This window comes from Mesorhizobium sp. USDA 4132, from assembly GCF_056279545.1.
Window position 1 is genome coordinate 1788379 of record NZ_JBWCCP010000001.1, and the last position, 25672, is coordinate 1814050.

The 25672-nt window shown below is 62.3% G+C and carries 23 protein-coding genes and 2 tRNA genes; 19 read left to right on the forward strand and 6 right to left on the reverse strand.

Going from position 1 to position 25672, the window contains the following annotated elements; genetic code table 11:
- Entirely contained in the window at nucleotides 1-1860 is a 1860-nt protein-coding gene (gene recQ / locus ACZ9IU_RS09335) for a DNA helicase RecQ (protein WP_038542329.1), read from the forward strand.
- A 16-nt stretch (nucleotides 1861-1876) separates the two neighbouring features.
- Here the strand turns inward: recQ and ACZ9IU_RS09340 are convergent, their stop codons facing one another.
- Entirely contained in the window at nucleotides 1877-3031 is a 1155-nt protein-coding gene (locus ACZ9IU_RS09340) for an ROK family transcriptional regulator (protein ID WP_038542331.1), read from the reverse strand.
- Nucleotides 3032-3242: 211 nt separating this feature from the next.
- Between ACZ9IU_RS09340 and ACZ9IU_RS09345 the strand changes: the two genes are divergently transcribed.
- The 11 genes from ACZ9IU_RS09345 to ACZ9IU_RS09395 all read left to right on the forward strand — a co-directional run bounded on the left by ACZ9IU_RS09345 (nucleotide 3243) and on the right by ACZ9IU_RS09395 (nucleotide 15200).
- Nucleotides 3243-4550, forward strand: a complete 1308-nt coding sequence (locus tag ACZ9IU_RS09345) for an extracellular solute-binding protein (protein WP_038549089.1) — start codon at nucleotides 3243-3245, stop codon at nucleotides 4548-4550.
- Between the two features lie 69 nt (nucleotides 4551-4619).
- Nucleotides 4620-5510, forward strand: a complete 891-nt coding sequence (locus tag ACZ9IU_RS09350; RefSeq protein ID WP_038542333.1) for a carbohydrate ABC transporter permease — start codon at nucleotides 4620-4622, stop codon at nucleotides 5508-5510.
- A gap of 3 nt (nucleotides 5511-5513) precedes the next feature.
- The gene (locus tag ACZ9IU_RS09355) at nucleotides 5514-6431 is read left to right on the forward strand and encodes an ABC transporter permease subunit (RefSeq protein WP_038542335.1); all 918 of its coding nucleotides are present in this window, start codon (nucleotides 5514-5516) and stop codon (nucleotides 6429-6431) included.
- Nucleotides 6432-6433: 2 nt separating this feature from the next.
- Nucleotides 6434-7540 carry an ABC transporter ATP-binding protein gene (locus ACZ9IU_RS09360; protein WP_038542338.1) on the forward strand — a complete coding sequence of 369 codons (1107 nt, stop codon included), beginning with the start codon at nucleotides 6434-6436 and terminating at the stop codon, nucleotides 7538-7540.
- Nucleotides 7541-7578: 38 nt separating this feature from the next.
- The gene (locus ACZ9IU_RS09365) at nucleotides 7579-8406 is read left to right on the forward strand and encodes a glycerophosphodiester phosphodiesterase family protein (RefSeq protein WP_038542340.1); all 828 of its coding nucleotides are present in this window, start codon (nucleotides 7579-7581) and stop codon (nucleotides 8404-8406) included.
- A complete protein-coding gene (locus ACZ9IU_RS09370; RefSeq protein WP_038542342.1) occupies nucleotides 8403-9227 on the forward strand; it encodes an inositol monophosphatase family protein in 825 nt (274 codons plus the stop codon). The genes ACZ9IU_RS09365 and ACZ9IU_RS09370 overlap by 4 nt, the downstream gene beginning before the upstream one ends.
- Before the next feature lie 209 nt (nucleotides 9228-9436).
- Nucleotides 9437-10468, forward strand: a complete 1032-nt coding sequence (locus tag ACZ9IU_RS09375) for an ABC transporter ATP-binding protein (protein WP_038542344.1) — start codon at nucleotides 9437-9439, stop codon at nucleotides 10466-10468.
- Nucleotides 10465-11535 (forward strand): ABC transporter ATP-binding protein, encoded by a 1071-nt coding sequence (locus tag ACZ9IU_RS09380; protein WP_038542346.1) that lies wholly within the window; start codon nucleotides 10465-10467, stop codon nucleotides 11533-11535. Before ACZ9IU_RS09375 ends, ACZ9IU_RS09380 begins: the two co-directional genes overlap by 4 nt.
- Nucleotides 11536-11586: 51 nt before the next feature.
- Nucleotides 11587-13152 (forward strand): ABC transporter substrate-binding protein, encoded by a 1566-nt coding sequence (locus tag ACZ9IU_RS09385; RefSeq protein ID WP_080719272.1) that lies wholly within the window; start codon nucleotides 11587-11589, stop codon nucleotides 13150-13152.
- A 180-nt stretch (nucleotides 13153-13332) separates the two neighbouring features.
- A complete protein-coding gene (locus ACZ9IU_RS09390) occupies nucleotides 13333-14292 on the forward strand; it encodes an ABC transporter permease (RefSeq protein WP_038542348.1) in 960 nt (319 codons plus the stop codon).
- Nucleotides 14289-15200, forward strand: coding sequence for an ABC transporter permease (locus ACZ9IU_RS09395; protein WP_157885111.1), 912 nt, complete (start codon nucleotides 14289-14291; stop codon nucleotides 15198-15200). The genes ACZ9IU_RS09390 and ACZ9IU_RS09395 overlap by 4 nt, the downstream gene beginning before the upstream one ends.
- 76 nt (nucleotides 15201-15276) lie before the next feature.
- On the opposite strand, the gene ACZ9IU_RS09400 is transcribed toward ACZ9IU_RS09395, so the two are convergent.
- A complete protein-coding gene (locus tag ACZ9IU_RS09400; RefSeq protein WP_051899692.1) occupies nucleotides 15277-16866 on the reverse strand; it encodes an ABC transporter substrate-binding protein in 1590 nt (529 codons plus the stop codon).
- A gap of 325 nt (nucleotides 16867-17191) precedes the next feature.
- Here ACZ9IU_RS09400 and ACZ9IU_RS09405 point away from each other — a divergent pair, with 325 nt between their 5' ends.
- From ACZ9IU_RS09405 to ACZ9IU_RS09415, 3 genes are read left to right on the forward strand one after another with little or no spacing between them, the layout of a single operon-like run.
- On the forward strand, nucleotides 17192-18820 hold the full coding sequence (locus ACZ9IU_RS09405) for a GMC family oxidoreductase (RefSeq protein ID WP_038542350.1): 1629 nt from the start codon (nucleotides 17192-17194) through the stop codon (nucleotides 18818-18820).
- Between the two features lie 54 nt (nucleotides 18821-18874).
- Nucleotides 18875-19927, forward strand: a complete 1053-nt coding sequence (locus ACZ9IU_RS09410; RefSeq protein ID WP_038549098.1) for an amidohydrolase family protein — start codon at nucleotides 18875-18877, stop codon at nucleotides 19925-19927.
- Nucleotides 19928-19932: 5 nt separating this feature from the next.
- Complete coding sequence (locus tag ACZ9IU_RS09415) at nucleotides 19933-21036, forward strand: amidohydrolase family protein (RefSeq protein ID WP_038542352.1); 1104 nt, start codon at nucleotides 19933-19935, stop codon at nucleotides 21034-21036.
- Between the two features lie 113 nt (nucleotides 21037-21149).
- On the opposite strand, the gene ACZ9IU_RS09420 is transcribed toward ACZ9IU_RS09415, so the two are convergent.
- The gene (locus ACZ9IU_RS09420; RefSeq protein ID WP_038542354.1) at nucleotides 21150-21944 is read right to left on the reverse strand and encodes an SDR family NAD(P)-dependent oxidoreductase; all 795 of its coding nucleotides are present in this window, start codon (nucleotides 21942-21944) and stop codon (nucleotides 21150-21152) included.
- A gap of 648 nt (nucleotides 21945-22592) precedes the next feature.
- A tRNA-Asn gene (locus tag ACZ9IU_RS09425) sits at nucleotides 22593-22667 on the reverse strand.
- Between the two features lie 159 nt (nucleotides 22668-22826).
- Here ACZ9IU_RS09425 and ACZ9IU_RS09430 point away from each other — a divergent pair.
- Nucleotides 22827-23114 carry a hypothetical protein gene (locus ACZ9IU_RS09430; RefSeq protein WP_046601410.1) on the forward strand — a complete coding sequence of 96 codons (288 nt, stop codon included), beginning with the start codon at nucleotides 22827-22829 and terminating at the stop codon, nucleotides 23112-23114.
- A 10-nt stretch (nucleotides 23115-23124) separates the two neighbouring features.
- Here ACZ9IU_RS09430 and ACZ9IU_RS09435 read toward each other — a convergent pair whose 3' ends face one another.
- Nucleotides 23125-23766, reverse strand: coding sequence for an exopolysaccharide biosynthesis protein (locus tag ACZ9IU_RS09435; RefSeq protein WP_244447494.1), 642 nt, complete (start codon nucleotides 23764-23766; stop codon nucleotides 23125-23127).
- Nucleotides 23767-24187: 421 nt separating this feature from the next.
- Here ACZ9IU_RS09435 and ACZ9IU_RS09440 point away from each other — a divergent pair, with 421 nt between their 5' ends.
- On the forward strand, nucleotides 24188-24472 hold the full coding sequence (locus ACZ9IU_RS09440; RefSeq protein ID WP_038542360.1) for a hypothetical protein: 285 nt from the start codon (nucleotides 24188-24190) through the stop codon (nucleotides 24470-24472).
- 64 nt (nucleotides 24473-24536) lie between these two features.
- On the opposite strand, the gene ACZ9IU_RS09445 is transcribed toward ACZ9IU_RS09440, so the two are convergent.
- Complete coding sequence (locus ACZ9IU_RS09445) at nucleotides 24537-24797, reverse strand: DUF982 domain-containing protein (protein WP_157885112.1); 261 nt, start codon at nucleotides 24795-24797, stop codon at nucleotides 24537-24539.
- A 299-nt stretch (nucleotides 24798-25096) separates the two neighbouring features.
- Here ACZ9IU_RS09445 and ACZ9IU_RS09450 point away from each other — a divergent pair.
- Both ACZ9IU_RS09450 and ACZ9IU_RS09455 read left to right on the forward strand, forming a co-directional pair.
- Nucleotides 25097-25170, forward strand: a tRNA-Cys gene (locus tag ACZ9IU_RS09450).
- Between the two features lie 173 nt (nucleotides 25171-25343).
- A complete protein-coding gene (locus ACZ9IU_RS09455) occupies nucleotides 25344-25541 on the forward strand; it encodes a hypothetical protein (protein WP_038542362.1) in 198 nt (65 codons plus the stop codon).
- The last annotated feature ends 131 nt before the right edge of the window (nucleotides 25542-25672 follow it).

Consider the following 25672-nt stretch of genomic DNA (forward strand, 5'->3'; position numbering starts at 1 on the left):
ATGCCACCGACCCCAGACCGCATCGATCCCCTGTTTGACAGACAAGGCACGAGAAACCCGCTCGACGTGCTGAAGCGCGTTTACGGCTATTCGTCATTCCGGGGCAAACAGGCTGCGGTCGTCGAACAGGTCGTATCGGGCGGCGATGCCGTGGTGTTGTTTCCGACCGGCGCGGGCAAATCGCTCTGCTTCCAGATCCCCGCCCTCTGCCGCGATGGCGTCGGCATCGTCGTTTCGCCGCTGATCGCGCTGATGCGCGACCAGGTGGAGGCGCTGAAGCAACTCGGCGTGCGGGCCGCCGCCCTCAATTCCTCGCTGACGCGCGAAGAATTCGTCGATGTTCGCCGGGCGATCATCAATGGCGATCTTGATCTCCTCTATGTGACACCCGAGCGCATCGTCACGCCGGCCTTCAAGGAGATGATCGGCAATGCGAGGATCGCATTGTTTGCGATCGACGAAGCGCACTGCGTCTCGCAATGGGGTCACGATTTCCGTCCCGAATATCGCGAACTCGGCCATCTGGCGGAATATTATCCGGGCGTGCCGCGCATGGCGCTGACGGCGACCGCCGATCCGCATACCCGCGAAGATATCATCGACAAGCTCGCTCTGCGCTCGGCCGAGGTGTTCACCACCTCCTTCGACCGACCGAACATCGCCTATGAAATCGTCGAGCGAGACCAGCCGCGCCAGCAGCTGCTGCGTTTCCTGTCCCGCCACAAGGGGTCGAGCGGCATCGTCTATTGCCTGTCGCGCGCCAAGGTCGAGGATACGGCAGAGTGGCTGAACGGGCAGGGTATTCGAGCACTCGCCTATCATGCCGGCATGGACCGGAGCATGCGCGATGCTAACCAGGACGCTTTCCTCAAGGAAGAGGACCTTTGCCTGGTCGCGACCGTCGCCTTCGGCATGGGCATCGACAAACCGAACGTGCGCTACGTCGCCCATCTCGATCTGCCCGGTTCGGTCGAGGCCTATTACCAGGAGACCGGCCGCGCCGGCCGCGACGGCCTGCCATCCGATGTCTGGATGGCCTATGGCATGGCCGATGTCATCCAGCGCGGCCGGATGATCGACGGCGGCACGTCGGGCGACGATATCAAGCGCGTCGAGCGCGCCAAGCTCAATGCGCTGCTCGGCATCTGCGAAACCCCCGGCTGCCGGAGACAGGCGATCCTGGCTCATTTCGGCGAGGCGCATGGCGGTGAGTGCGGCAACTGCGACACCTGCCTCAAGCCGGTCGAAACCTGGGATGGAACTGAAGCCGCCATCAAGGCATTGGCGGCGATCTACCGGACTGGCGAGCGTTTCGGCACCGGCCACCTGATCGACGTGCTGCTCGGAAACCGCAACGAGAAGACCACCCGCTTCGGCCATGCCGACATGCCTGTCTTCGGCGTCGGCAAGGATATTCCGTCGAAGACCTGGCAATCGGTCTATCGCCAGCTCCTCGCCGCCGGCTTCGTCAGTGTCGATCATGAGGCGTTCGGCGCGCTGAAACTGGAAGAGGGCGCGCGCGCCGTCTTCAAGCGCGAACGCGAGGTCCGTTTCCGCAAGGACCGCCCGACGACCGGCAAGGCATCGCGAAGCGCGTCGCCAAGTGCGGCAAACGCAAGATCCACGCTGGAAGGGGCCGAGGCAGAACTCTTCGAGGCACTGCGCGTCGCGCGCCTGGGGATCGCCAAGGAGCTTTCGGTGCCGCCCTATGTCGTCTTTCCGGACACGACACTGGTCGCCTTTGCGACCGCCCGCCCGACGAGCCGCGACGCGCTGCTCGGCATTTCCGGCGTCGGACAGTCGAAGCTCGAGCGGTACGGCGACGCCTTCCTGGCGGTGATCCGGGCGCACGACAGGTAAGCAGGCCGCCTGTGCGTCAGTAGAAAGTCGAGTGGAACGGTGTGATCGCAGCGCCCATCGCCGATGCGTCGCTGGCGATCTCCGAAATGATCAGTTTTGGACTGGGGCGCGGTACGCCATAACGAGGGCGTCCGAAAATCTCCGTCCGGTCGATCATCATCTGCGCCAGGTCCGGCGGTACCTGCCCGCCGAAGACGATCGCCTGCGGATCGAAGATCGCCGAGATGGCATTGACCAGGCGATTGTAGGCCGGCGTGATTTCGTTCACCCATTCGGCAACACCTGGCCATTGCGGGTCGAAATGCCGGCGCATGTAAGTGATGGAGGGCACATCGACGCCATTGCGAACAAGCCGCTCGATGAGCAGCTGTAGCGCTGGTCGCCGCTGGTTTTCCTCTTGGTTGTAGATGCCTGAAAACTCGCCGGCATTGCCATTGCCGCCCAGCAGCAATTCGCCGTCGCTGACCAGCCCGCCGCCGAAACCGTAGTTGAAGCTGAGATAAGCGAAATGCTTGACGTAGCGGCCGGCACCGAACATCGACTCGGCGATGGCACCGGTATTAGCGCCGTTGTGCACCCAAACCGGCTTGCCGAAAAACTCCGCCAGCAGCGGACCGAGTTCGATCAGCGACCATTCATGCAGCGGCAGGGGCGCGTTGTAGCGGGTTCCTCCGACATGATAGCCCGCTATTGCAAAGCCGATGCCGAAAAGAGCCTCCGGGGACAGGTCGTTGAGCTTCTGTGCCTCCACGAGCCGTGTCCTGACCAGATCGAGAGACTGCGCCATCGTGTGTTCGCGCAGCGTCACGCTGCTTTCGGAGAGGATATTGCCGGCAAGGTCCATCAGGCAGATGCCGATAACGTCGGTATTGACCGAGATGCCGCAGGAATAGGCGTAGCGGGCGTTGAGGCGGATCGTCGGGCTCGGCTGCCCGCGGCCGACGCCAGGTTTTGGAGAGCCGAGCAAGACGATGCCGCGTTCCGCCAGCTGGTCGATGATCCGATAGACCGATTGCTGGGTGAGGTCAGTATGATCGGTCACTTCGGAGCGGGAGAGACCGGGGTGACGCCAGATGAGTTTGAGCAAGCTGCGCTCGTTCGGCGAAACGACGCCACTTTCACCTGCGCGCAGGAATTGGGGCGGGATCAGAGCTTCGGGAAAATAGGCCACTGATCCACCTCCGTCGCCAACAATTACCATCGAGGTGTAATAATTGCGGTTGTATGTCGCCGTCTACCTCGCGTTTTCCTTTGCTTAGATGGAAATGCCTTGCACGGCAAGGGTTTCAGCTCGTCATTTAATTGTTACACGTAAAGTGTAGTAATGCCGCGTTCCGATGCCGATCCCACTCGGCCGATCATCCCAACAGGCGAGGGCAATGATGAAGATTTCCATTCTGGCGGCGGCTGCCGCCCTGATGGCGGGCGCGTGTTCCGCGCAGGCCGCCAATATCGAGTTCTGGTACGGCAATACGGGCCCGGTCGAAACCGCGATCAAGGCCCAGTGCGATGCTTTCAATGCCGCACAGACCCAGCACAAGGTCACCTGCGTCGGCCAGGGCAGCTACGAAGTGTCGATGCAGAAGGCGATTGCCGCTTATCGCGCCAAGAACCACCCGGTGCTGATCCAGTTCTTCGACGCCGGCACGCTCGACCTGATGCTGTCCAACGCCGTCGTGCCGGTCCAGGAAATCCTGCCCGACGTCAAATGGGACAATTACATCGCCGGCGCCCGCGCCTATTACGAAACGTCCGGCGGCAAGCTGTTCGCTCAGCCCTACAATGCCTCGACGCTGCTGTTCTACACCAACAAGACCGAGCTCGAGAAGGCCGGCATCACCCAGACCCCGGCCACCTGGGAAGAGGTGATCGATGCGGCCCGCAAGCTGAAGGCTGCCGGCCATGCATGCCCGTTCGTCACCGATGGCGATACCTGGCGCGTGCTGGAGCAGTTCTCGGCCCGCCACGGCCTGCCGATCGCTTCAAGGCATAACGGTTATGATGGCCTCGACGCCGAATACGTCTTCAACACCACCTTCGTCGCCAAGCATCTCCAGAACCTGGTGGATTGGCGCAAGGAAGGCCTCGTCAAGCTCAATGCTGATACCAAGGCCGGCAATTACACCGCCGCCTTCAACGCCGGCGAATGTGCGATGATGGAAGGCTCCTCGGGCTCCTACGCCGCCTCCACCAAGGCCTTCGACGGAAAATACCAGCTTACCGTCAACATGGCACCGATGTACAAGGGTTACGAGCGCCACAATACGCTGGTGGGCGGCGCTTCGATCTACGTGATGAAGGGCCATGACCAGGCTCAAGTCGATGGCGCCAAGGCCTTCCTCGACTTCCTGCGCAAGCCGGAACAGCAGATGGCGTTTACCGCCGCGACCGGCTACGTCCCCGTCACCAACGACGTGCTCGACGCGATCAACAAGAGCGGCGACGCCAAGGCTGCGAAATATGCAACCGCTGCCATTGGCATCGAGTCGATGAACCAGCCGCCGACTGCCGACAGCCGCGGTATTCGCCTCGGCTTCTACGTGCAGTTCCGCGAGATCTTCGTGGAAGAGACCCAGAAGGCCTATGGCGGTCAGCAGACCATGCAGGTCTCGCTCGACAACGCCAAGAAGCGTGGCGACGAATTGCTGCGCCGCTTCGAGCAGACCTACAAGGGCGTCAAGCTGCCTTGATCCAAGCTTGATCGGCGCGGGCGGGACACAAGTCCCGTCCGTGCCGGTCCCTCACTGCGGGCCTTTCCCATGACCTCCGAATCCACCCTCTTCAGCAACCGCTGGCTGCCGATCCTATTGGTCGCGCCGTTCATGCTGCTGATCGTCCTCTTCTTCTACGTGCCGATCTTCCAGGCCTTCTACTGGTCCTTCTTTCTCGAGCAGCCGTTCGGCGGTGGTTCGATATTCGTGGGCCTCGACAATTTTGCCCGCGTCCTCTCGGATCGGGAGTTCTGGCAGGCGGGCTGGCGCACCATCGTCTTCATGGTGACCGCATCCTCGCTCGCCGTGCTGATACCGCTGATCCTTGCGGTCGCCGCCGACCGGAAAATCCGCTTGTCGCTGCCGGCCCGCAACGTGCTGGTCTGGCCGAAGGGTGTGGCGGGCGCCTCAATCGGCGTCGTCTTCGCTTTTGTCTTCAATCCGTTCGTCGGCATCCTGGCGCCGCTCAACAAGGCCTTTCCGGGCATATGGGCACCGGGTATCGACGGCACGGATGCCTTCATCACCCTGATCGCCGCGCATGTCTGGGGCGGCATTCCGTTCAATTTCGTCATCCTTCTGGCCGGGCTGCAATCGATCCCCCGTACCATGCATCAGGCGGCGGCGATGGACGGGGCGGGGCCCTGGCGGCGGATCTTCGACGTGCAATTGCCGCTGATCATGCCGCAGCTCTTCCTGACGCTGGTGCTGGAATTCACCGAAAGCGTCACCTCGGCCTTCGCGCTGATCGACACCATCACCCATGGCGGTCCAGGCGGCGCGACCACGCTGCTCGTCTACAAGATCTACAAGGACGGCTTCAGCGGCTACGACCTGTCCGGCGCCTCTACCCAGACTGCGATCCTGATGGTCTTCGTCATCCTTCTCACCGCCGCCCAGTTCCTCTTTCTCGGCCGGCGCATCAACTACGAGCGCTGACCGATGATCGAGAACGCCCGCTCCCTCAACATCGTCGCGAGCCTCATCCTGCTCGTCGGCATGCTCTACATCCTCGGCCCGCTCTATCTGACGCTGACGACGGCATCGCAATCCTACGAATTCCTGCTGCGAAACGGGCTCGCCTGGTATCCCGGCGACCAGTTCCTGAACAATGTTGCGCGCATCTTCACTGAGACGCGCATCCCGATCCAGATGCTCAACAGCCTCGTGGTGGCGTTCAGCCTGGCGATCGCGACCTGCATCCTGTCCTTCCTCTCGGCCTATGCGATCGTCTATTTCCGCATCCGCTGGGCAGGTGTCGCGTTTGCCTTGATCCTCGCCACCATCATGCTGCCGGTCGATATCCGCGTCATCACCACCTATCAGGTGGCGTCGAACGTGTTTTCGCCGATCAATGCGCTGCTCGACGTCACCGGCCTCAACGGTCTGATTGCGCAGGTCTTCGGCGAACCGGTGCAGCTCGAACTGAGCGTTCTGAACACCCATTTCGGCCTGGTCGCGCCGCTTGTCGCGCATGGCACCGGCACGTTCCTGTTCCGCCAGTTCTTCCGCACCCTGCCGGGCGACCTGTTCAAGGCTGCCCGCATGGACGGCGCGGGACCGGTCCGCTTCATGTTCGATATCCTGCTGCCGCTGTCGCGCACCAGTTTTGCGGCGCTGTTCGTGCTGACCTTCCTGAGCGGCTGGACGCAGTATCTCTGGCCGCTCGTCGCCTCCTCGACGCCGGACATGCAGACCGCCGTCGTCGGCCTGGCGCGCCTGCTGCCGGATTCGGACGGCGAAGTGCCCGACTTTCCGATGATCATGGCGGGCGCCGTGATCGTTTCCCTCGTGCCCCTCCTGATGATCGCGCTCCTACAGCGGTATCTGGTGCAGGGCCTCGTGCTTTCGGAGAAATAGCGATGAACGCCATCGATACAGCCATCCGCGCCGCCGCCGCGAGCATCACGGTCAAGGGCCTGACCAAGGCCTATGACGCCCAGACGGTGGTCATCCCGCCGATGGATGTCGAGCTCAAGGCCGGCGAATTCACCGTCGTGCTTGGTCCGTCCGGCTGCGGCAAGTCCACCCTGTTGCAGATGATCGCCGGGCTCGAACGGGTGAGCGGCGGGAAGATTTTGATCGGCGCCCGCGAGGTTCAGGATCTCGAACCGAAACACCGCGGCTGCGCCATGGTGTTCCAGAATTATGCGCTCTATCCGCATATGAGCGTGTTCGAGAACATGGCCTACAGCCTCAAGGTTGCCGGTATGGCGAAGGCGGAGCGCGCCGAGCGGGTCACGGCGGTCGCCAAGATGCTCGGTCTTGCCGATTATCTGCATCGCAAGCCGGGACAGCTTTCCGGCGGCCAGCGCCAGCGCGTCGCGATCGGCCGCGCCATAGTGCGCGAACCGGGCGTGCTGCTGTTCGACGAACCGCTGTCCAACCTCGATGCGCAGCTTCGCCACGACATGCGCGTCGAGCTTGCCGATCTGCACCGCCGCATCGGCGCTACCACCGTGTTTGTCACCCATGACCAGGTGGAGGCGATGACGCTCGCCGACCGCATCCTGATCCTCAACAAGGGCCGGATCGAGCAGTTCGATACGCCGAAGGCGATCTATCACCATCCGGCCTCGGTCTTCGTCGCGAAATTCATCGGTGCCCCGCCGATGAATATCCTGCCCGTCACCGGAGACGGGTCGGTGCTGAGGCTCGCCGACGGGCAGGTCGTGGCGAACGCAGCGCTGACCGGCGCCTACCAGCTCGGCATCCGGCCCGAGGATATCGTCGTCGACGGCAAGGCGGACGGCCATGCGGTCAAGGCGGCGCTCCGGTTCCGCGAGGATCTCGGTTCCCATTCGGTGCTGGCCGCCGATCTCGGCGGCTCCGTCGTCCGCATCGCGACGCCCTTCGGCGCGGAGATTGCCGACCGGCTCGAACTTCTCCTGAACTTCCCGACCTCCCGACTGCATCTCTTCGATGCAACGACAGGCCGGGCCATGCCCGGTGCCTTTGGCGCCCAATGAAAGCCCGGCGTTAAAGGCGCCCTATGAAAGAAACCCTCATGAACTACAAAGACTTCATCGCCGATCCAACGCGTCGCTGCGCCGTCGTTGCTCATCGCGGCGCCTGGCACGGTGCGCCTGAAAACAGCCTGGCGGCCATCGAGAACGCCATTGCGCTCGGCTGCGACATCGTCGAACTGGACGTCCGCAAAAGCGCCGACGGCGAGCTTTTCCTGATGCACGACGATACGCTGGAACGTATGGCCGGCATCGACCGCGATGCGGAGACTTTCACCATGGCGGAGCTGCAGGCGATCATGCTGCGCGAGGACGACGGCGGCGAAGGCCGCGCAGCGAGCGATCAGCGCATCCCGACGCTGAGACAGGCGCTGGAGATCATCCGCGGCCGCATCTTCGCCGATCTCGATCTCAAGGATCGCGGGCTTTTCTCCGAGGTCGCCGCCTGCGCCCGCGAGATGGGTGCGGCCGCCGATGTCGACCTCAAGACGAAGGTTTACAGCCTGGCTGATGTGGAATGGGTGCGCGCCCAGAAGATCGACGGCGTGCCATTCATGGGCATGGCGCGTTTCACCGCCGAAAACACCGGCGACGCGCTGGCGGTGCTTGCCGAACTCTCGCCCTTCATGTGCGAAATCCGCTTCGACAGCCTCGAGACGATCGCGTGTCACCGCGAGGCCTTCGCAAAGGCCGGCATGGCGCTCTGGGTCAACACGCTCGACCAGCCCGGCAGCGGCGAATGGACGGACAGTGCGGCTCTCGCCGACCCCGATCAGATCTGGGGCCGGTTGATCGACGCGGGCATCAGCGTTATCCAGACGGACCAGCCCGCCGCATTGAAATCCTACATAAAGGCACGCCAAGCATGACGATCATTTCCGACGTCGTCCTCCTGTCCCTGATGGAGGATATGCGCCAGGCTGGCGAGGCAGAGGTTCTGCCCCGCTTCCTCGGCGTAACGGCAGATGGCATCCGCGCCAAGACCGCTCCGGACGACATCGTCACCGATGCCGATCTGGGTGCGGAACGGCGGCTTTCCGCAGCACTCTCTGCCCATTTTCCCGAAGCGCTGATCGTCGGCGAGGAGGCTGTCTCCGCCGATCCGGCGCTGCTCGACCGCCTGGCGGATGCCGAACTCGCGGCGATCATCGATCCCGTCGACGGCACCTGGAATTTCGCCCATGGCGTGCCGCTGTTCGGCATGATCGTGGCGATCGTGTCCGGCGGAGAAACCGTCGCGGGGCTGATCCACTATCCGCTGACCGGCGATTTTCTCGTGGCCCGGCCGGGCGACGGCGCTTGGCATATCGCTCATGACGGCGCGCGCACCCGCCTTAGCGTTGCGGTGCCGGCTCCGGTCGGCGAAATGAGCGGGTTCGTGCCGCTGCACATGTTCTCGACCGAAGAACAGAAAGCATTCGCGCCGCGGCTCCTGCGTTTCGGCCGCACCACCACATGGCGGTGCTCCGCCTTCGAATACCGGATGGTGGCGACCGGCGCGATGAGCTTCTCGCTGAATGCCGACATGAAACCCTGGGATCATGCGGCCGGCGAACTGATCCACCGCGAAGCCGGCGGCCATAGCGGCCTCCTGAGCGGCGAGACCTATCGGCCCGCGATGACGCAGGGGCGGCTGCTGCTCGCGCCCGATGCGACGAGCTGGGAGGCTATCCGCGCCAGCTTGAGCTGAAAGCCAGGTTTCCGGAGGACGGCAATTTTCAGTCTGGCTTTCGTCATCATCACATGTAATGTATACATGCCTAGGCTCTCGGGAGGAGTCTGCGTCACGTATCAGTATCCCTGATGGGGTTTCGCTGCGGTGATGGGAATGCACAGCCGCCGCCTGCATGTCGGATACTGATCTTGCGGGCAGCGGCCGATAGGGAGGATCGGAACCGGATGCAGCAGCTTGCCGAGACCACGGTGGCCAGCCAGGACGCGCTTCTGGATATCCAGAGCCTGACATTGTCGCTGCGTGACCAATCGGGTTGGGTTGAAGTCCTCAATAATGTTTCGCTTTCGGTGAAGCCGAAGGAAATTCTCGGTGTCGTCGGCGAGAGTGGCTGCGGCAAATCGATGACCGCTCTCTCCATTCTCCGGCTCCTGCCGCCGCGCGATTCCCGCCTTGGCGGCAAGATCATGTTCGGCGGCCAGAACCTCGCCTCCTGTTCCGAATCGCAGATGAATCGCATTCGCGGCCGGCACATCAGCATGATTTTCCAGGAGCCGATGAGCGCGCTCGATCCCGTATTCACCGTCGGTTACCAGATCGAAGAGACGCTCCAGCGGCATTTCAAGCTCAGCCGTCGGGAGGCAGCGGAGCGCGCCATCGCAGCGCTGGATTCGGTCGGCATCGCATCGCCACGCCACGTCGCCACGCTCTACCCGATGAACCTTTCGGGCGGCATGCGCCAGCGGGTGATGATCGCCATGGCGCTGGTCTGCGAACCGCGTCTGCTCATCGCCGACGAGCCGACCACGGCTCTCGATGTGACCATCCAGGCACAGATCATGGACCTGCTCCTAGGGCTCGCCGACCGTACCGGTACGGCCATCATGTTCATCACCCACAATCTCGGACTGGTCGCGCAAAGCTGCCACCGGATGGTCACGATGTATGCAGGGCAGGTCGTCGAGGGTGGTCCTGTCAGAGACGTCATCGCCGGTCCCCGCCACCCTTATACAGCCGGACTCCTGCATTCGATCCCCGATAGCAACCGCGCACGCGGCACACTGCCTTCGATCGCCGGCCGAGTTCCGTCGCTGCGTCACATGCCGAAGGGCTGTCGCTTCGGGCCGCGCTGTTCCTATTCCACGCAGCCCTGTGAACTGCCCCAGAGCATCGAGAACGAGGGCATAGAGGATATCGATCGCAGGGAAGTGCGCTGCAATCGCTGGGAAGAGCTCGCATTGAGAGGGGTCGGAGCATGAGTTTGGCCACGTCTTCCGAGCAGCCGGCGCTTGATGTCGACGATCTGCATGTCACCTTCGGCAATCCACGGCGAGGCTCGCTGATCCGTGCCGTCGACGGGGTCAGTTTCAGCGTCCGCAGGGGCGAGATTTTTGGCGTGATCGGCGAGTCCGGTTCCGGCAAATCGACGCTGGGGCGCTGTCTCGTCGGCCTGCTCAGCCCAAGCGGCGGCGGCGTTCTGCATGACGGTATCGATCCGTTCGAGTTTTCCCGCCGCGAACTCAACCGCCACCGGCGCAAATATCAGATCGTGTCGCAGGATCCGAATGCGGCCTTCGATCCGCGCATGACCATCCTTCAGAGCATCTGCGAGCCCTTGTACATAGCCGGCGAGGGGACGAAGGCCGAGCGGCGCGAAAAGGCGTTCGCGATGCTGGACCGGGTGTCGCTGTCGGCCGAAATGGCCAACCGATATCCGCATGAGATTTCCGGCGGCCAGAAGCAGCGTGCCAATATCGCCCGGGCGCTGATGCTGGATCCGAACGTGATCGTCTGCGACGAGGTGGTGGCGGCGCTCGACGTGTCGATCCAGGCCGACATGCTCAATCTTTTCGCCCGTCTGCAGGAACAGTTAGGCCTCACCTACGTCTTCATCAGCCATGATCTGAGGGTGGTCAGTCATATCAGCGACCGCGTGGCCGTCATGTATTTCGGCAAGATCGTCGAGGTCGGCCCGGCGCACGCCGTGATTGAAACGCCGCTGCATCCCTATACGGAGGCGCTGCGTTCGGCCGAACCGGAGATCGACCCGACGGCCGCCGATGCCCGGCAGAGGATCATCCTGCAGGGCGAGATACCGAGCGCGATCGCCCCGCCGAGCGGCTGCCGTTTCCACACGCGCTGCCCGCGGATGCGCGACATCTGTCGCACGCAGGAACCCCAGCAGCGCGAATTGCTGCCCGGGCGGCATGTCGCCTGCCATTTCGCCGAGGAGATGCTGGGCGAAAAGGAGAGGAGAAGTCTTGATCCTGCGGAAAGGAACGGCGCCCGCCAAGGCGCTGCCGCACAGGGCGCTGACATGATGTGACGCTGATATAGCGGCCGAAGACGGCCGGTCATGGATGATGGAGGAGAAGACGTGACCACAGATTTATTTGGAAAGATACCGGATATTAGCCGTCGCTCGCTGTTGGCTGGAACGGCCGCCGCCGGCGGTTTGGCCCTGCTGCCGGCAACGGTGCGGGCTCAGGCCCCGCAACCGAGATCCGGCGGCACTCTGAGAGCCGTGATGCCGTTCAACCCTGCCGCGCTCGATCCGCTGACAGGTCGCAACAATCCCGACTTCAACGCTCTTCTGCTGATGTTCGACGCGCTGATCGGCTTTGATCCGCAGACGCTCGAACTGCAGCCGATGCTGGCGACGTCATGGAAATTCGCCGACCCCACGACGCTGGTTCTCGAACTGCGCCAGGGCGTCGAGTTCCATGATGGCACGCCGTTCAATGCCGAGGCGGTGGTCTTCCACCTGCAGCGCTGCAGCACCTACGATCGCTCGAACGTGAAATCGGACCTTGCCGTCGTCGACAAGGTCGAGGCGACCGGCGCCTATCAGGTTTCGCTGAAGCTGAAATACCCGGACGCCACGCTGCCTGCGATCCTGACCGACCGCGCCGGCCTCATCGTGTCGCCCGCTTCGGTCAAGGCCGCTGCCGGCGGCAATGTCGACCGCGCGCCTGTTGGCACCGGGCCGTTCAAGTTCGTCGAATGGCAGGACAATACCCTGATCAAGGTCGTGAAAAACGCCAATTACTGGGGTGACAAGCCCTATCTCGACGGTGTCGACATGCGCATCGTCAACGAGTTCAATACGGCTGTCCGCACCGTGACGGCCGGCGAAGCCGATATCGTTCTCAACATGAGCGCGCAGCAGATGGCCGTAGCCAAGCGCGACCCGAAGCTGGTCGCCGAAGCGACGCCGTCGATGATCTACTACACGGCCTTCCTGAATTACGGTGAGGGGCCGTTGAAAGACGTTCGCGTTCGGCAGGCCATGAACTGGGCGCTCGACCGGCCGGTGCTCAACCAGGTCCTGTGGGGCGGCCTCGGTGGCGGTCATTGCAGCATGTTCCCGTCAGGCTTCTGGGCCAACGATCCTGCGACCGAAAATTACTACAAGCTGGACCTCGACCGCGCCAAGTCGCTGCTGAAGGCAGCCGGTTTCGCAAATGGCATCGAGATCGCCACCTTCACCTGGGCCGATCAGGCGGCAGTGCAGCGTCAGGAAGTCCTCGGCGCTCAGCTTGCCGAGGCCGGCATTCGGCTGAAGGTCACTCCGGCGCAACCGGCGCAGACGATGCAGTACTTCCTGACCGAGAAAAAGGGTCAGATGCTGATGACCCCGACCGGCGGTCTTCCGGATCCGGCAACGGCCTACGATCGCCAGTTCTCAGCGACTGCCTATCGCAACGCGGCCAAGATCGAACTGCCGGGTTATCGCGAACTGATGGATGCGTCGATGAACACGTTCGACAACGCCAAGCGCAAGGACGTGCTCTTCAAGATGCAGCGTTTCGTGCTGGAGAACGCGCTGCACCTGCCGCAGTTCTCGTCCGCCGGCATCATCATACGTACCCCGAAGGTACACGGCTTCAATTTCAGCCTGCTGCAACGCCCGCGCTTCCACAAGGTGTGGATGGAAGCCTGAGGCCCAGACGATGCGATTACCCGATGTGACCACCGCGTCGGGTGATCGCCCGGAAACCGGAGCGGGGCGGGTTCGCCAGTGCCGCTCCCCCGCATCGGATGGCAGTGGTTCTGCGTATCCGATGTTCCTTTCGCGGGCCATTGAAACGGCCGGCGTCAAATGCGGATTGACGGAGTATCAATGATGTACGGCGTCCCCGGGATGGTTGCGCAAAGGCTGATGCAGCTGGTGCCCGTGATGATCGTGGCCACCTTCGTGGTGTTTTCCCTCGTCTACATGATGCCCGGCGACCCGGCCATGATGATCGCGGGTGACTATGCGACGGCGGAACGCATCGCGGAAATCCGCCATATCTACGGTTTCGACCGGCCGATGCTGGTGCAATATTTCTTCTGGCTGGGAAATGCCCTGCAGGGCGATCTCGGTCATTCGCTGTTCTCGAACGAATCTGTTCTGCGGCTGATCCTTTCGCGCCTGCCGCATACGATCCTGCTGGTTCTTTATGCGCTGGTCCTGGGCGCGGCACTCGGCATTCCGCTTGGCATTCTTGCAGCCACGCGCCAAGGCACCACGCTCGACAAGATCATCACCAGCGTCGCCTCGCTCGGTGTCGCGGTGCCCAATTTCTGGCTCGGCATCATTCTGGTGACGCTGTTCTCGCTCGGTTATCGCTGGTTCCCGGCGACCGGTGCCGTATCCGTCTTCGAAAAACCGCTGGAGTCGCTCTATTACGCGACCCTTCCGGCGATTGCGCTCTCCACCGGCGTGGTCGCGGTTCTGGCAAGGCAGGTGCGTAGTGCGCTGCTCGAAGTGCTCGGCTCGCAATATATCCGCACGCTGCGCGCCAAGGGGCTCGGTTCGGGCGCCATCCTTTGGAAACACGGGCTGCGTAACGTGGCTGCGACGATGCTGACCATTGCTGGCCTGCAGGTGAACCGGCTGTTCTCCAGCGCTGTCATCATCGAGGCGGTCTTCGCCATCCCCGGTGTCGGCAACCTGATCAGCTATTCGGCGCTCAACAAGGATTTCCCAGTGGTGCAGGGCGTGGCGCTCGTGCTTGTGCTGGTGGTTATCCTCACCAATCTCCTGGTCGACGTGCTCAACGCGACTTTCGATCCCAGAGTGGCGGCCTCCACATGACCGATACGAACATGACCGCGATGACCCAAACCGCTGCCGCGCCGGCAGCCAGGACGACCCTTCCGCCTCCCGTCCGCTTCCGCTTCTGGGCCTGGCTGTGGGGCGACAAACGTGCGCTGATCAGCCTTGCCTATCTCTCCGTTCTAGTCCTGGCGGCGATCTTCGCGCCACTGATCGTGCCCTATGCGCCGAACAAGCAGAACCTGATGGACCTTCTGGCGCCGCCGAGTGGCGCGCACTGGCTCGGCACCGACGACCTTGGCCGCGATACGCTGAGCCGGCTGATATACGGTTCCTACAATGCGCTCTACGCTGCAAGCCTCGCCGTCGGCATCGGCGTGGCGATCGGCGTGCCGCTTGGCGTGTTCATCGGTTTTGTCGGAGGCTGGGTCGACCAGGTCGGCAGCCGGATCATCGACGGCGTGCTGGCCTTTCCGCCGCTCGTGCTGGCCGTCGCCGTGACAGGAGCGCTCGGCATCGGTCTCACCAATGCCATGATCGCCGTCGGTTTCGCCTTCGCGCCGGTGCTTGCCCGGACGATGCGGGCGCAGACGCTGGTGGTGAAGAACGCGCTTTATGTCGAGGCAGCGACCGGTTTCGGCGCATCGCGCCTGCACCTGATCCTGCGCCATATCCTGCCCAATGCGATACAGCCTGTGATCGTCGAGGTGACCCTGATGCTGGCCGTGGCGCTTCTGGCGGAAGCCGGATTGAGCTTCCTGTCGCTCGGCGTCCAGCCGCCCGAGTCGAGCTGGGGCGGCATGCTGGCGCGCGCCTACCACTATGTCGAGGTGGCGCCCGAGCAGATGTATGCGCCGGGTTTCGCCATCCTGTTCACGGCGCTCGCCTTCAACACGCTCGGCGAGTCGATCCGCGTGCTCCTCGACCCGACCATCAAACGCCGGTAATCCTGGTTTTAGCTGCGAAACAGCCTGGCCTCGCGGTCGGGCTGTTTCGTCGCGTCTATCGCATCTTGGCTGCGGATCACGCGGTTTGGTCGAGCCAGACGCGGTGGAAGCGCGGCGAGTGCAGCCGGTCGTATCGGAAGTCCTTGACCTTCTTGTTGCGGATCGACATGGCGGCCGAGGTGACCAGCGGCAGGTGCAGCGCCTGTTCCACGACGAAACGCTGGAGCGCGGCAAATGCCTTCTTGCGTTCGCCGGCATCAGCCGATGTGCCTGTCGCGGTGAGCAGCTTGCGGAACTGCGGATCTTCCACCTTGCCTGCGTTGAACTGACCCGTCGCGCCGAATAGCCGCTCGTAGGTTTGGCTGGGATCGAGCCAGCCGCCCTGCGGATTGAGGATCATCGCGCCTTTGCCTTCGATATAAAAGGCCTGGTTTACGACCTGAGGAGGCGAGGGGGTGACCTTGAGGCGAATGCCGACCTGCGAAAGCTGCTCGCCGACCACTTCGAGCCGCTGAACCGATGTCTGGTCCGGCCAGCTCCAGGTCTCGACTTCCAAGCCCTTCGGATACCCGGCCTCCGCCAGCAGGCTGCGCGCCTTGTTCGGATCATGCTTGTAAAGATGCGCCGTGTCGGCATCCACCGCCCAGAAATCCTTGGGAAACATGGTCGAGGTCGGCTCGCCGAGACCAAGCATCAGGACCTGGTTCAGTTCGTCACGATTGATGGCGTAGTTCATCGCCTGCCGAACCCGGAGGTCGTTGAGCGGCGGCTTGGCGAAATTCATCATCAGGGTGAAGAAGATCATCGAAGGATTGGCTTCAGCCGTCAGGTCCTGCACCCGGCGGGCGGTAGCGATCTGCTGCGCGGCCATGTTGAGCGCAAGATCGGTTTCGCCGGCGGTCACCGTGCGGGCCGCGGTGTTCAGCTCGTTGATGATGCGGAAGTTGATGCCGTCGAGATAGGGCAGGCCCGGCTGCCAGTAATTCGGGTTCTTCTCGACACGGATCAGGTCGTTGTCGCGCCACTCCGCGAACCTGAACGGCCCGGTGCCGACGGGATTGCGATCGACATTGCTGTCGGCGGCGGCCTTGATGGAGGCGGGCGAGACGATGCAGCCGACGCGGCCCGTCAGGATGGTCGGCAGCGAATAGTTCGGCTGCTTCAGCTTGAGCGTCACTTGGCTCGGGCCGGTGACCGCCACAGACGCGACCGAAACCAGGTCCGATTTCACATTGGAGCGCGGATCGTTGATGAAACGATCGAAATTGAACTTCACGGCCTCGGCGTTGAACGGGGTGCCGTCATGGAATTTCACGCCGTCGAGCAAGTTGAGCACCAGCGTCGTCGGATCGGCGAAGGTCCAGTCCTTGGCGAGCATCGGCTTGAGCTCGAGCGTCGCCGGATCGAAGGCGATCAGCGCGTCGAACAACGCATAAAGCGCGTTGAAATCCGGCACATTGCGCCCTGTCATCGGGTCGAGAGCCGCCGGATTGAACGGCATGGCAATGCGCAAGGTGCCGCCCGGTTTGGGCGGTGATACCTGAGCGAACATCTGCCCGGGCAGCAGCATCGCGCCTCCCAGCGCTACGCCAGACGCCAGAAGCGTTCTCCGGTTGATCCTGCTGTCATGGATGATCGACGGCACGCCGTCCTGCTGTTTTTTCATCTCTGGGCTCCTCCCCGATGAAACAGATTGACGAGATAAATTCGTGTTCACTCCGGCAGGCGTGCATACATCGATCCCGCTGTTCGGCTTCCTCTTTCCGAATTGCGGCAGCCTGCCGCGGGTAGATCTACAGCAGGAGCATTGCGATGTATACTTTTGCATTCGGTTTTGCCGCAATATGACTTCCTTCCAATCGGCTCGTATGCCATGATTGTACGGGAGGCTGCGATTGTGCGGCCGTTGTGTCCTTTGCTTTTCCGGTGCCGTCTCGGCACCGTAACCGCCGGGCGCGCGGCTAGCTCTTGCGGAAAGTGGAGGAGAGACCATGGGTGCGTTCGAGCATTCCCGTACCTACGATTACGTCATCGTGGGCGGTGGCACGGCAGGCTGCGTTCTGGCCAACCGGCTATCGGCGGACCCGGCGGTCGAGGTGCTGATGATCGAGGGCGGCGGCGAGGGGCGTGGCTTCTACGTCGACATGCCGCTCGGCCTCGCCTATCTCATCGGCAAGCCCCAATATGACTGGCTCTACAAGGGCGAACCCGAACCCTATCTCGATGGACGCCAGCTTGCGCTGCCGCGCGGAAAAATGCTCGGCGGCAGTTCCGCGATCAACGGCCTCATCTATGTGCGCGGCCATGCCTACGATTACGACCAATGGGCGCAGCTCGGCAATTGCGGCTGGTCCTGGGAAAGCGTGCTGCCCTATTTCAAGCGCTCCGAAGCGTTCCATCGCGCTGATTCCGAGGCGCACGGCACCGAGGGCGAATGGGCGGTTTCCGATCCCAATGTGCGCTGGGAGGCCTTGGAGGCCTATCGCCGTGCGGCGATCGAGCAGGGTATTCCCGCTGCGGGCGACTACAATTCCGGCGACAATGAAGGCGTGGCCTTCTTTGTTGCCACCATCAAGAACGGCGTGCGCCACTCCACCGCCCGCGCATTTCTGGAACCTGTCCGCAACCGCCGCAACCTGACAGTCGTCACCGGCGCTCTCGTTGACAGGATCATCTTCGAGGGCAGGCGAGCGAGCGGTGTCGTGTTCAGCCTCGATGGCCAGAATCACGAGGCGAAGGCGGGGAGGGAAGTCATTCTGTCGGCCGGAGCCTATAGCTCGCCGGCCATCCTCGAGCGCTCCGGCGTCGGCGCGCCGGACGTGCTTGCATCTACCGGAATAGAGGTGCTTCACGCCTTGCCGGGTGTCGGCGAAAACCTGCAGGATCACTGGCACATCAGGGTTCAACATCGTCTTCACAATACCCATACGCTGAATACCCGCGCCGGCACGCGGTTCGGCCGAATGCTGCTCGGCATGCAGTATTTTGCGACCAAACGCGGGCCGCTCGGCGGATCGCCGACCCTGCTCGGCGCTTTCATTAAGACCACGCCGGATGCGCCGGCGCCTGAAATCCAGATCCACGTCTCAGGCTCCACCTCGCCGAGTTTCGGCGGCGCCATGCATCCGTTCCCCGGCATCACCTCGTCGGCCTGTATCCTGCGGCCGGAAAGCCGCGGCCATTGCCATGTTGGGGGCAGGGACCCTTCCGCCCAGCCGCGCATCCTGCACAATTTTCTGAAAGAGGAGGCCGACCGCGACATCCTGATACGGTCGATCGACGCGGTCCGGCGCATCGCCGCAAGCCCCGCCATGGCGCGTTTCCAGCCCGAGGAGATTGCGCCGACTGCAGCCGTGCAGTCCCACGACGACATGCTCGATTATGCGCGCCGGACCCTCAACACCACCTTCCACCCCGTCGGCACCTGCAAGATGGGGCGCGACCGGATGGCGGTGGTGGATGATCGGTTGAGGGTGCACGGCCTTGCCGGCCTGCGCGTCGTCGATGCCTCGATCATGCCCACCATCGTCTCCGGCAATACCCAGGCCCCGACCGTGATGATCGCGGAAAAGGCGGCGGATTTCATCCGCGAGGAAAAGATGGGAGCGCAGGCGGCATGAGCCGGGCTCAGGAAAGCAGCACAGATGTCAACGATGAGCGAGACGTTTACGAAAATGGCCAGATTCGAAACCGCCGGGGCGATCGATTGCGACGTCCATCCACCCACACCGCGTCGCGCCGACCTCATTCCCTATCTCGACGACTACTGGCAGGAGATCGTGACGTCACGCGAAGTCGATGTGCTGGAGCTGATGGGGTACCCCGAGCGAACGCGTCCCTATATGCGGCCCGACTGGACGTGGAGCGGCGATCCGCTCGCGCAGATGCAGAAGAACCTGCTCGACCCGCTCGGCCTCGAAGGCGCCATCCTCAACGTGGTGTCCGGCGCTCACGCCCTGTTCGATCCCTACCTCGCAGCCGCGATATGCCGTGCCACCAATGACTGGCTTGCCGACAAGTGGCTCAGCCGCGACAGCCGGCTCAGGGCGTCGATTCTGGTGCCGTTCCAGAACGTCGAGGCCGCGGTCGAGGAGATCGAGCGCCGCGCCGATGACAAGCGTTTCGTGCAGGTCCTGACGCTCGCCATGACCGAGCTGCCGCTCGGCCGCCGCACTTACTGGCCGATCTATGAGGCGGCGGAGAAACACGGCCTGCCGATCGGCATTCATGCGGGATCGAATTTCCGCCATGCGCCGAGCCATAGCGGCTTCCATTCCTTCCTGATCGAGGACCATGTGGTTCAGCCGCAAGGCTTCGCAACCCAGGTCGCGAGCCTGATTTCCGAGGGCGTCTTCGTCAAATATCCGAAGCTGAAGGCCGTGATGATCGAGTCCGGCGTGACCTGGATGCCGGCGCTGATGTGGCGCATGAGCAAGGACTGGCGCGGCACCCGCATCGAGGTGCCGTGGGTCAAGGACGCACCGGCCGATATCATCCGCAGGCATATCCGCATGACGTCGCAGCCCTTCGATGGACCGGACGATGTCGAGGACGTCGCCAAAACGCTCGACCATCTGCTCAGCGATGATATGCTGCTGTTCTCCTCGGATTATCCGCATTGGCATTTCGAAGGGCTGGACGTGCTGCCCGAGGGCCTGCCGGAAGCCAAGGTGAACAAGATCCTTCGCGACAACGTTCTCGCCACCTATCCGAGATTTGGAGGCTGATCCCCATGGAAACTCCCGTACTCGAACGTAGCTCCGAAAAATCCCAGATGCAGGGCGTGGTGGATTGCGACGTGCATCCGGCTTTCTCCCGGCCGGACCAGTTGCTCGACTACCTGCCCGAACGCTGGAAAACGCATGTGCGGGATTTCGCGGTGCGCACGGCAAACCCGTTGCTTGGCACGCTGCCCTATCCGCGCATGACACCGGGCAACGGCATGCGCCGCGATTCCTGGCCGCCGAACGGCGGGCCGCCGGCATCAGACCTGGCCTTCCTGCAGGAGCAACTGCTCGACCAGTGCAATATCGACTACGGCATCCTTCAGCCGCTCGCCGCCGGCAGCGTCGCCTTCAACCAGGAGCTCGGGGCAGCGCTTTGTGCGGCCCTCAACGACTGGCAGGTCGACAAGTTTGCCGGACCCGAGCCGCGCCTGAAGGCGTCCATCTGCATCCCCCAGGAAGACGCGAGGGAAGCGGTTGCCGAGATCGACCGGCGCGTCACCGACCGCCGTTTCGTGCAGATCGCCATGCCGCCGCGCACGCTGGAACCCTGCGGCCGCCGCCGCTACTGGCCGATCTACGAGGCGGCCGAACACTACGGCCTGCCGATCGGGCTGCATACCAGCGCCTTCGGCTACCGCCCGAATACGCCGTCCGGCTGGAGTTCGTTTTATCTGGAGGAGCACTACGCAGCCTCCAACAGCCTGCAGACCGTGCTCTCCAGCATGATCCTCGAAGGCGTATTCGAACAATTCCCGAAGCTGAAGATAGTGCTCGTCGAAGGCGGGTTCTCCTGGCTGCCATCACTCGTCTGGCGGCTCGACCGGGAATGGAAGCGCATGCGCGACGAGGTTCCGCATGTGAAGCGCAAGCCGTCCGAATATGTGCGCGAGAATTTCTGGTACACCACGCAGCCGATCGAGGAGCCGGAGAACAACCGGCATCTCCTCGATATCCTGCGCTGGATCGGCACCGACCGGCTGATGTTCTCGACCGACTATCCGCACTGGGATTTCGACGATCCGCGTTTTGCCTTCAAGGTGCCACTGACACCGGCCGAGCGCTCCGCTATCTTCCGCAACAACGCGGTGGAGCTGTTTGGCCTGAAATGACCACGGCGCCGTCGCGGAACTGAGCGACCCTCCGGCCTGAAACCGTCAAAAGCGCGCCGCAGGACGCGCTTTTCGACCGTGAAGAGAGCCACGACGATGCTAGTCGGGGCGGGTTAGACGATCGACCGAACGACGCCGCCGTCGACGCGCAGACCGGCGCCACTTGTCGCCGAAGCTTGCTCCGAGCAGACATAGACGACCATGTTTGCCACTTCTTCGGTGGTCGACAATCGATTGATCAGCGTTGTCGGGCGCATCGTCCTCAGGAAGACTTGCTCCGCTTCTTCCTGGCTGATGCCCTGCGCACGGGCCAACTCGCTCATCATGTTGGACAGGATTTCGGATCTCGTCGGGCCGGGAAGGACCGCGTTGACCGTCACGCCGGTTCCGGCGACCGCTTCCGCAAGGCCCCTCGAAATGGCGAGTTGCGCGGTCTTGGTCGTGCCGTAGTCAATCATCTCTTTCGGGATGTTGAGGGCGGACTCGCTGCTGATGAATACGACCCGTCCCCAACCCCGCTCCATCATCTTCGGCAGATAGTGGCGCGCGGCGCGAACGCCGCTCATGACGTTGAGCTGGAAGAGGCTCAGCCAGTCGTCATCGGTAAGCTCGAAGAACGACTTCGGGCGCGCCGTACCCACATTGTTGACGAGGATATCGGCATCCGGCGCCTGCGCGAACAAGGCTCCGGCCCCTTCTGCCGTTTCCAGATCAGCGGCGACGCCCGTCAGATCGGAGTTTGGGAAAAGCACGCGAATCTCGCGAAGCGCCGCGGCGACACGTTCCTCGCCGCGGCCGTTGATCACGACCGAAGCGCCCGCGCGCGCCAGCCCTTCGGCAATGGCGCGACCAATGCCCGCCGTGGAGCCGGTTACAACGGCCTTACGGCCCTTAAGGTCAATATTCATGAGGTTATTCCTTCAATCAGGACTGAGATAGTGGCGGCTGGTTATCTGATGCGTGAGATGTTGCGTTCGGTTGCGACCTTGGCAAGATCCGCAAGGAGCTTCTCGTGGGTGCGCCAGAAAATGTCGGGTTCGTCCAGGGCCGACAAGCATCGCGCCCATTCGCAGTCAAATGGGATGGAGGGCAACCGAGCGGGATGGGCGATTCCTCGACAGCGGCTGTGCATCGGCGCACCACTTGCGCATGTTGGGAACGCTCTGGCTCCTCACGCATGGGGAAACGTACAAACCAGGCGAGTGCGGCTGGTCATGGAATTCATCGCCACGTAGGCGCCGCTACTCGCAGGGGCAGTCCAGATGCAGCGACCGACGGCAGCAGGCCCATCCGTGAATGGTGCGCCGAAGTAGCCAACGGCACGCGATATGTGAACTTGTCACATATGAGATCGGTATGGAGCCGCCACCTGGCTTATTGGCACGCCATGCGGGTCAATTCCGCGAGCAGGAAATGGTATACGGCGAGATGTACCTGAATTTGTGACGCAACACAGGCTTGCCCGCTAAGCGAACCGCCCAAAGGCTCAGGAAACACCTATCTGCTTGAAAGGTCGCATCAAAAAGGCCGTGATTTTCATCACGACCTTTATAAAATGGCTCCCCGGGCCGGATTCGAACCGGCGACCTGTCGATTAACAGTCGAATGCTCTACCGCTGAGCTACCAGGGATCATCCGCGAAGGGTCGCGGCGTGTGCGGCGGGTAATACAAATGCTTTGTCGTTTTGCCAAGCGGTTTTTGCAAAAAAAATGAACTTGGTTGTTTTATCCCCGGTAAAGCCCCATTTCCCGGGCAAAGCTGGGCCTTTAACCGGTGAGGATAATTGAGAGTGGCAGGCGAACGGAAACCGAGGCGATTTGGAATCGACCCGCAAAGCGGCAAACTGGCGCTGGGCAGCGTACAGATTCCCATGCCACGGTCGCGGATCGGCCGGGTCGTCGTCGGCGTCGTCCTGATTTTCGGCGGCGTGCTCGGCTTCCTGCCGATCCTTGGCTTCTGGATGCTGCCGCTCGGCTTTCTGGTGCTCTCGCACGATCTGCCCTTCGTGCGGCGTCAACGCCGCCGCATCGCACTCTGGTGGGCAAGGCGGCGGGGGCGTAAGGCCGAACAGCGATAAGGCTGCACGATCAGGCGAACATCGATGCGATACCCTGGCCGGCGCTGAACGCTACGTAGGCAAGCACGCCGAAATAGATCACCGTCACGACATTGAAGAGGTAGCCGCCAAGCACGATCAGCCCGTCGCGCTGGATCATGCCGGTCGACAGAAGCAGGATGGCGATTCCCGGCAGGGTGTTGGAGAAGGGGACCAGCCCCAGCGGAAACATCAACAGCACGCCGCCGGCCGCGATCGCCAGGCCGTTGATCCGGCTGACAAGCCGGCCGGTGGTCAACGCCGAAATGCGCGGCTTCAGGAACCGGTCGAGGCGCGAAACGATGCTGACGCCCTTTTCCAGCGCCGGCAGCAGTTTCTTCGTATCAAGTTCGCGGTCGAGGATTTTCTTCGGCAACCAGGGCAGCCGATTGGCGGTGATCGCCAGGCTGATCAGGATGATCGCCGCGCCGAACACGGTACTGACCCCGGGGATCGACACGGGAAGGAGGAAGGGCAGCGAGGCAATGGCACAGATGAGCAACAGGCCCTGTTCGCCGACCGCATCCATCAATTGCCGCAGCGTCACCGACTGACCCTTGATGCCGTCGATAAGCTGGCGCAGCGTACCGCTCAGCGAAGTTGAGGTGTCGTCGAATTCGATGCTTGCGCTCACTGTTCGTCTCTCCATTCCGCTTCAAACCGGCGGTATGGGTAACAACAAACCGTGTCCTCGCAAAGGCGCGAGCCACAACCTGCCGGAAACGTGAACGCCCGGCGTCTCATGGAAAATCAAAAGGCTACGCCATCCGTTATCGGGCCGTTATCGAGACTGCGCCCAATAGTCGTAGGCTCCGCAGGCCAGCACGATCACGAGGATCGCCAGAACCACGGGATTAAGGGTGGTGATGAATTCCAGATACTGCATGACGGTCTCCTCCTACCGCATGTTCGCCGCCCGGTGCTCCCCCACTCGACGACAACACCATTGTAGCACAGTCGCCGGGCCGCCACCACTTCAGTGTTGCCGCAGAGACTCTGGCGCATCCCTCCCCGAATCACTAGCATTGCTCCCGGGATTGAAGACGAGGGTGACCATGGGTCTGAGAGTGATCGAGGGTGGGCTTGCGGCCTGCGTGGCGAAGCCTGCCGATGTGGCTGACGGCCAAATGCCGAGCCGCGACGACGTGCTGCGCGAGGCCGAACGGCGGATCAGGTCGACCGGGTACGAGACCTGGCGCAATCGCGAAACAATGACCGGCATACCGGTGCCGCGCGAAATCCGTTATCTGGCCATGCAGATCGGTTTCGTCGCCGAAGCCATCGGCAGATTGTCAGACATCCCGGCTGACTTTCGTTCCGATTTCTATTGGCCAGCGTAAGCGCCGCACGCCGTCAGAGACACTGAGTTTCACACTGATCATCGGCCCCGCCCAAAGGGTGAAATCAGTTCAGCATCTTCGCTTCGATGCTGGCGAGAATGAAGGTTTCCCGCACCCTTTCCAGGGGAAGCCTGCGCTGCAGGCAGGCGGCGCACTCCTTCAGGGCCTTGATATAATAGGTACCTTCACGCACCGGCCAGCGCCAGTTGAGGTACTCCAGGGCTTCTTTTGGTCCGTGGATGGTTTCTGGGAAACCGTATCCAACGCGTACTCTGACGGGGGAACTCCACACGGAGTCATCTGCTTCAGTTACGTTACTCGTCATGTCCACACCTTGCATTGCGGCGTAGAGAACTCATCCGGAAGCGTTTGGTTCCGTAATTTTGGTGAATTTTTTATGAAGCCAATCCGGAGCGCCGGCCGGCATCCAATCGAGCCGTTTTTTTGACATTCCGGCCAGTTTTTTTCCGAACGTGGACCGCGGGCAGAGATGCGAACTGGCCCGCCCGCATCGGCGTCCGTCATCTTGTGCAGAAAAAAATGGCAATCGGGCCAAACCGCGCTTGCGCGGTTATTCGATTCGTTCTAAACGCCCGACACCACTCGCTCTTTATGCGTTCGGATGGCCTCGTGGCGGAGTGGTGACGCAGAGGACTGCAAATCCTTGCACCCCGGTTCGATTCCGGGCGAGGCCTCCAATTTTCCCTTCTTTCCGGACCAATCCCTCAAATCCAAACATGCTTTGATACCAAGCATTTACCACGCATTTTTGTGTGCGGTGCAACATGGTTAATTTTTTAACCTTCTCCTCCTAGGCTCGGAACAGAAAGGCCTGCTCAGCGATTATTGGGCGGAACGGAAGGAAGGCGTCATGATCACCAGGATTATCAATGTGCATCGCCAGGCGGCCAACGAGGTCGAAGGCACCGGAACGTTCGCCGACGGCATGTTCCCGCTGACCTCCGCCGAACAGTCCGCCTTCGACAAGGGCCATAGCCTGCGCTCCTCCTATGGCCGTGATTATGTGACCGTCCGCAAGCTTGAAGAAGCGCCGCCGGCCTACGCCTGAGCATCGGGATTGCAGGAGAGGGCCGTTCACCTCGGCTTTTTTGCTTCGAAACCGGCCGGCGTCTTGAAAGCGTGTCTCGCCGTCAGTAAGACGGACATGCGTGAGCCGGCGCATCGCCGGTGATTTGGGAC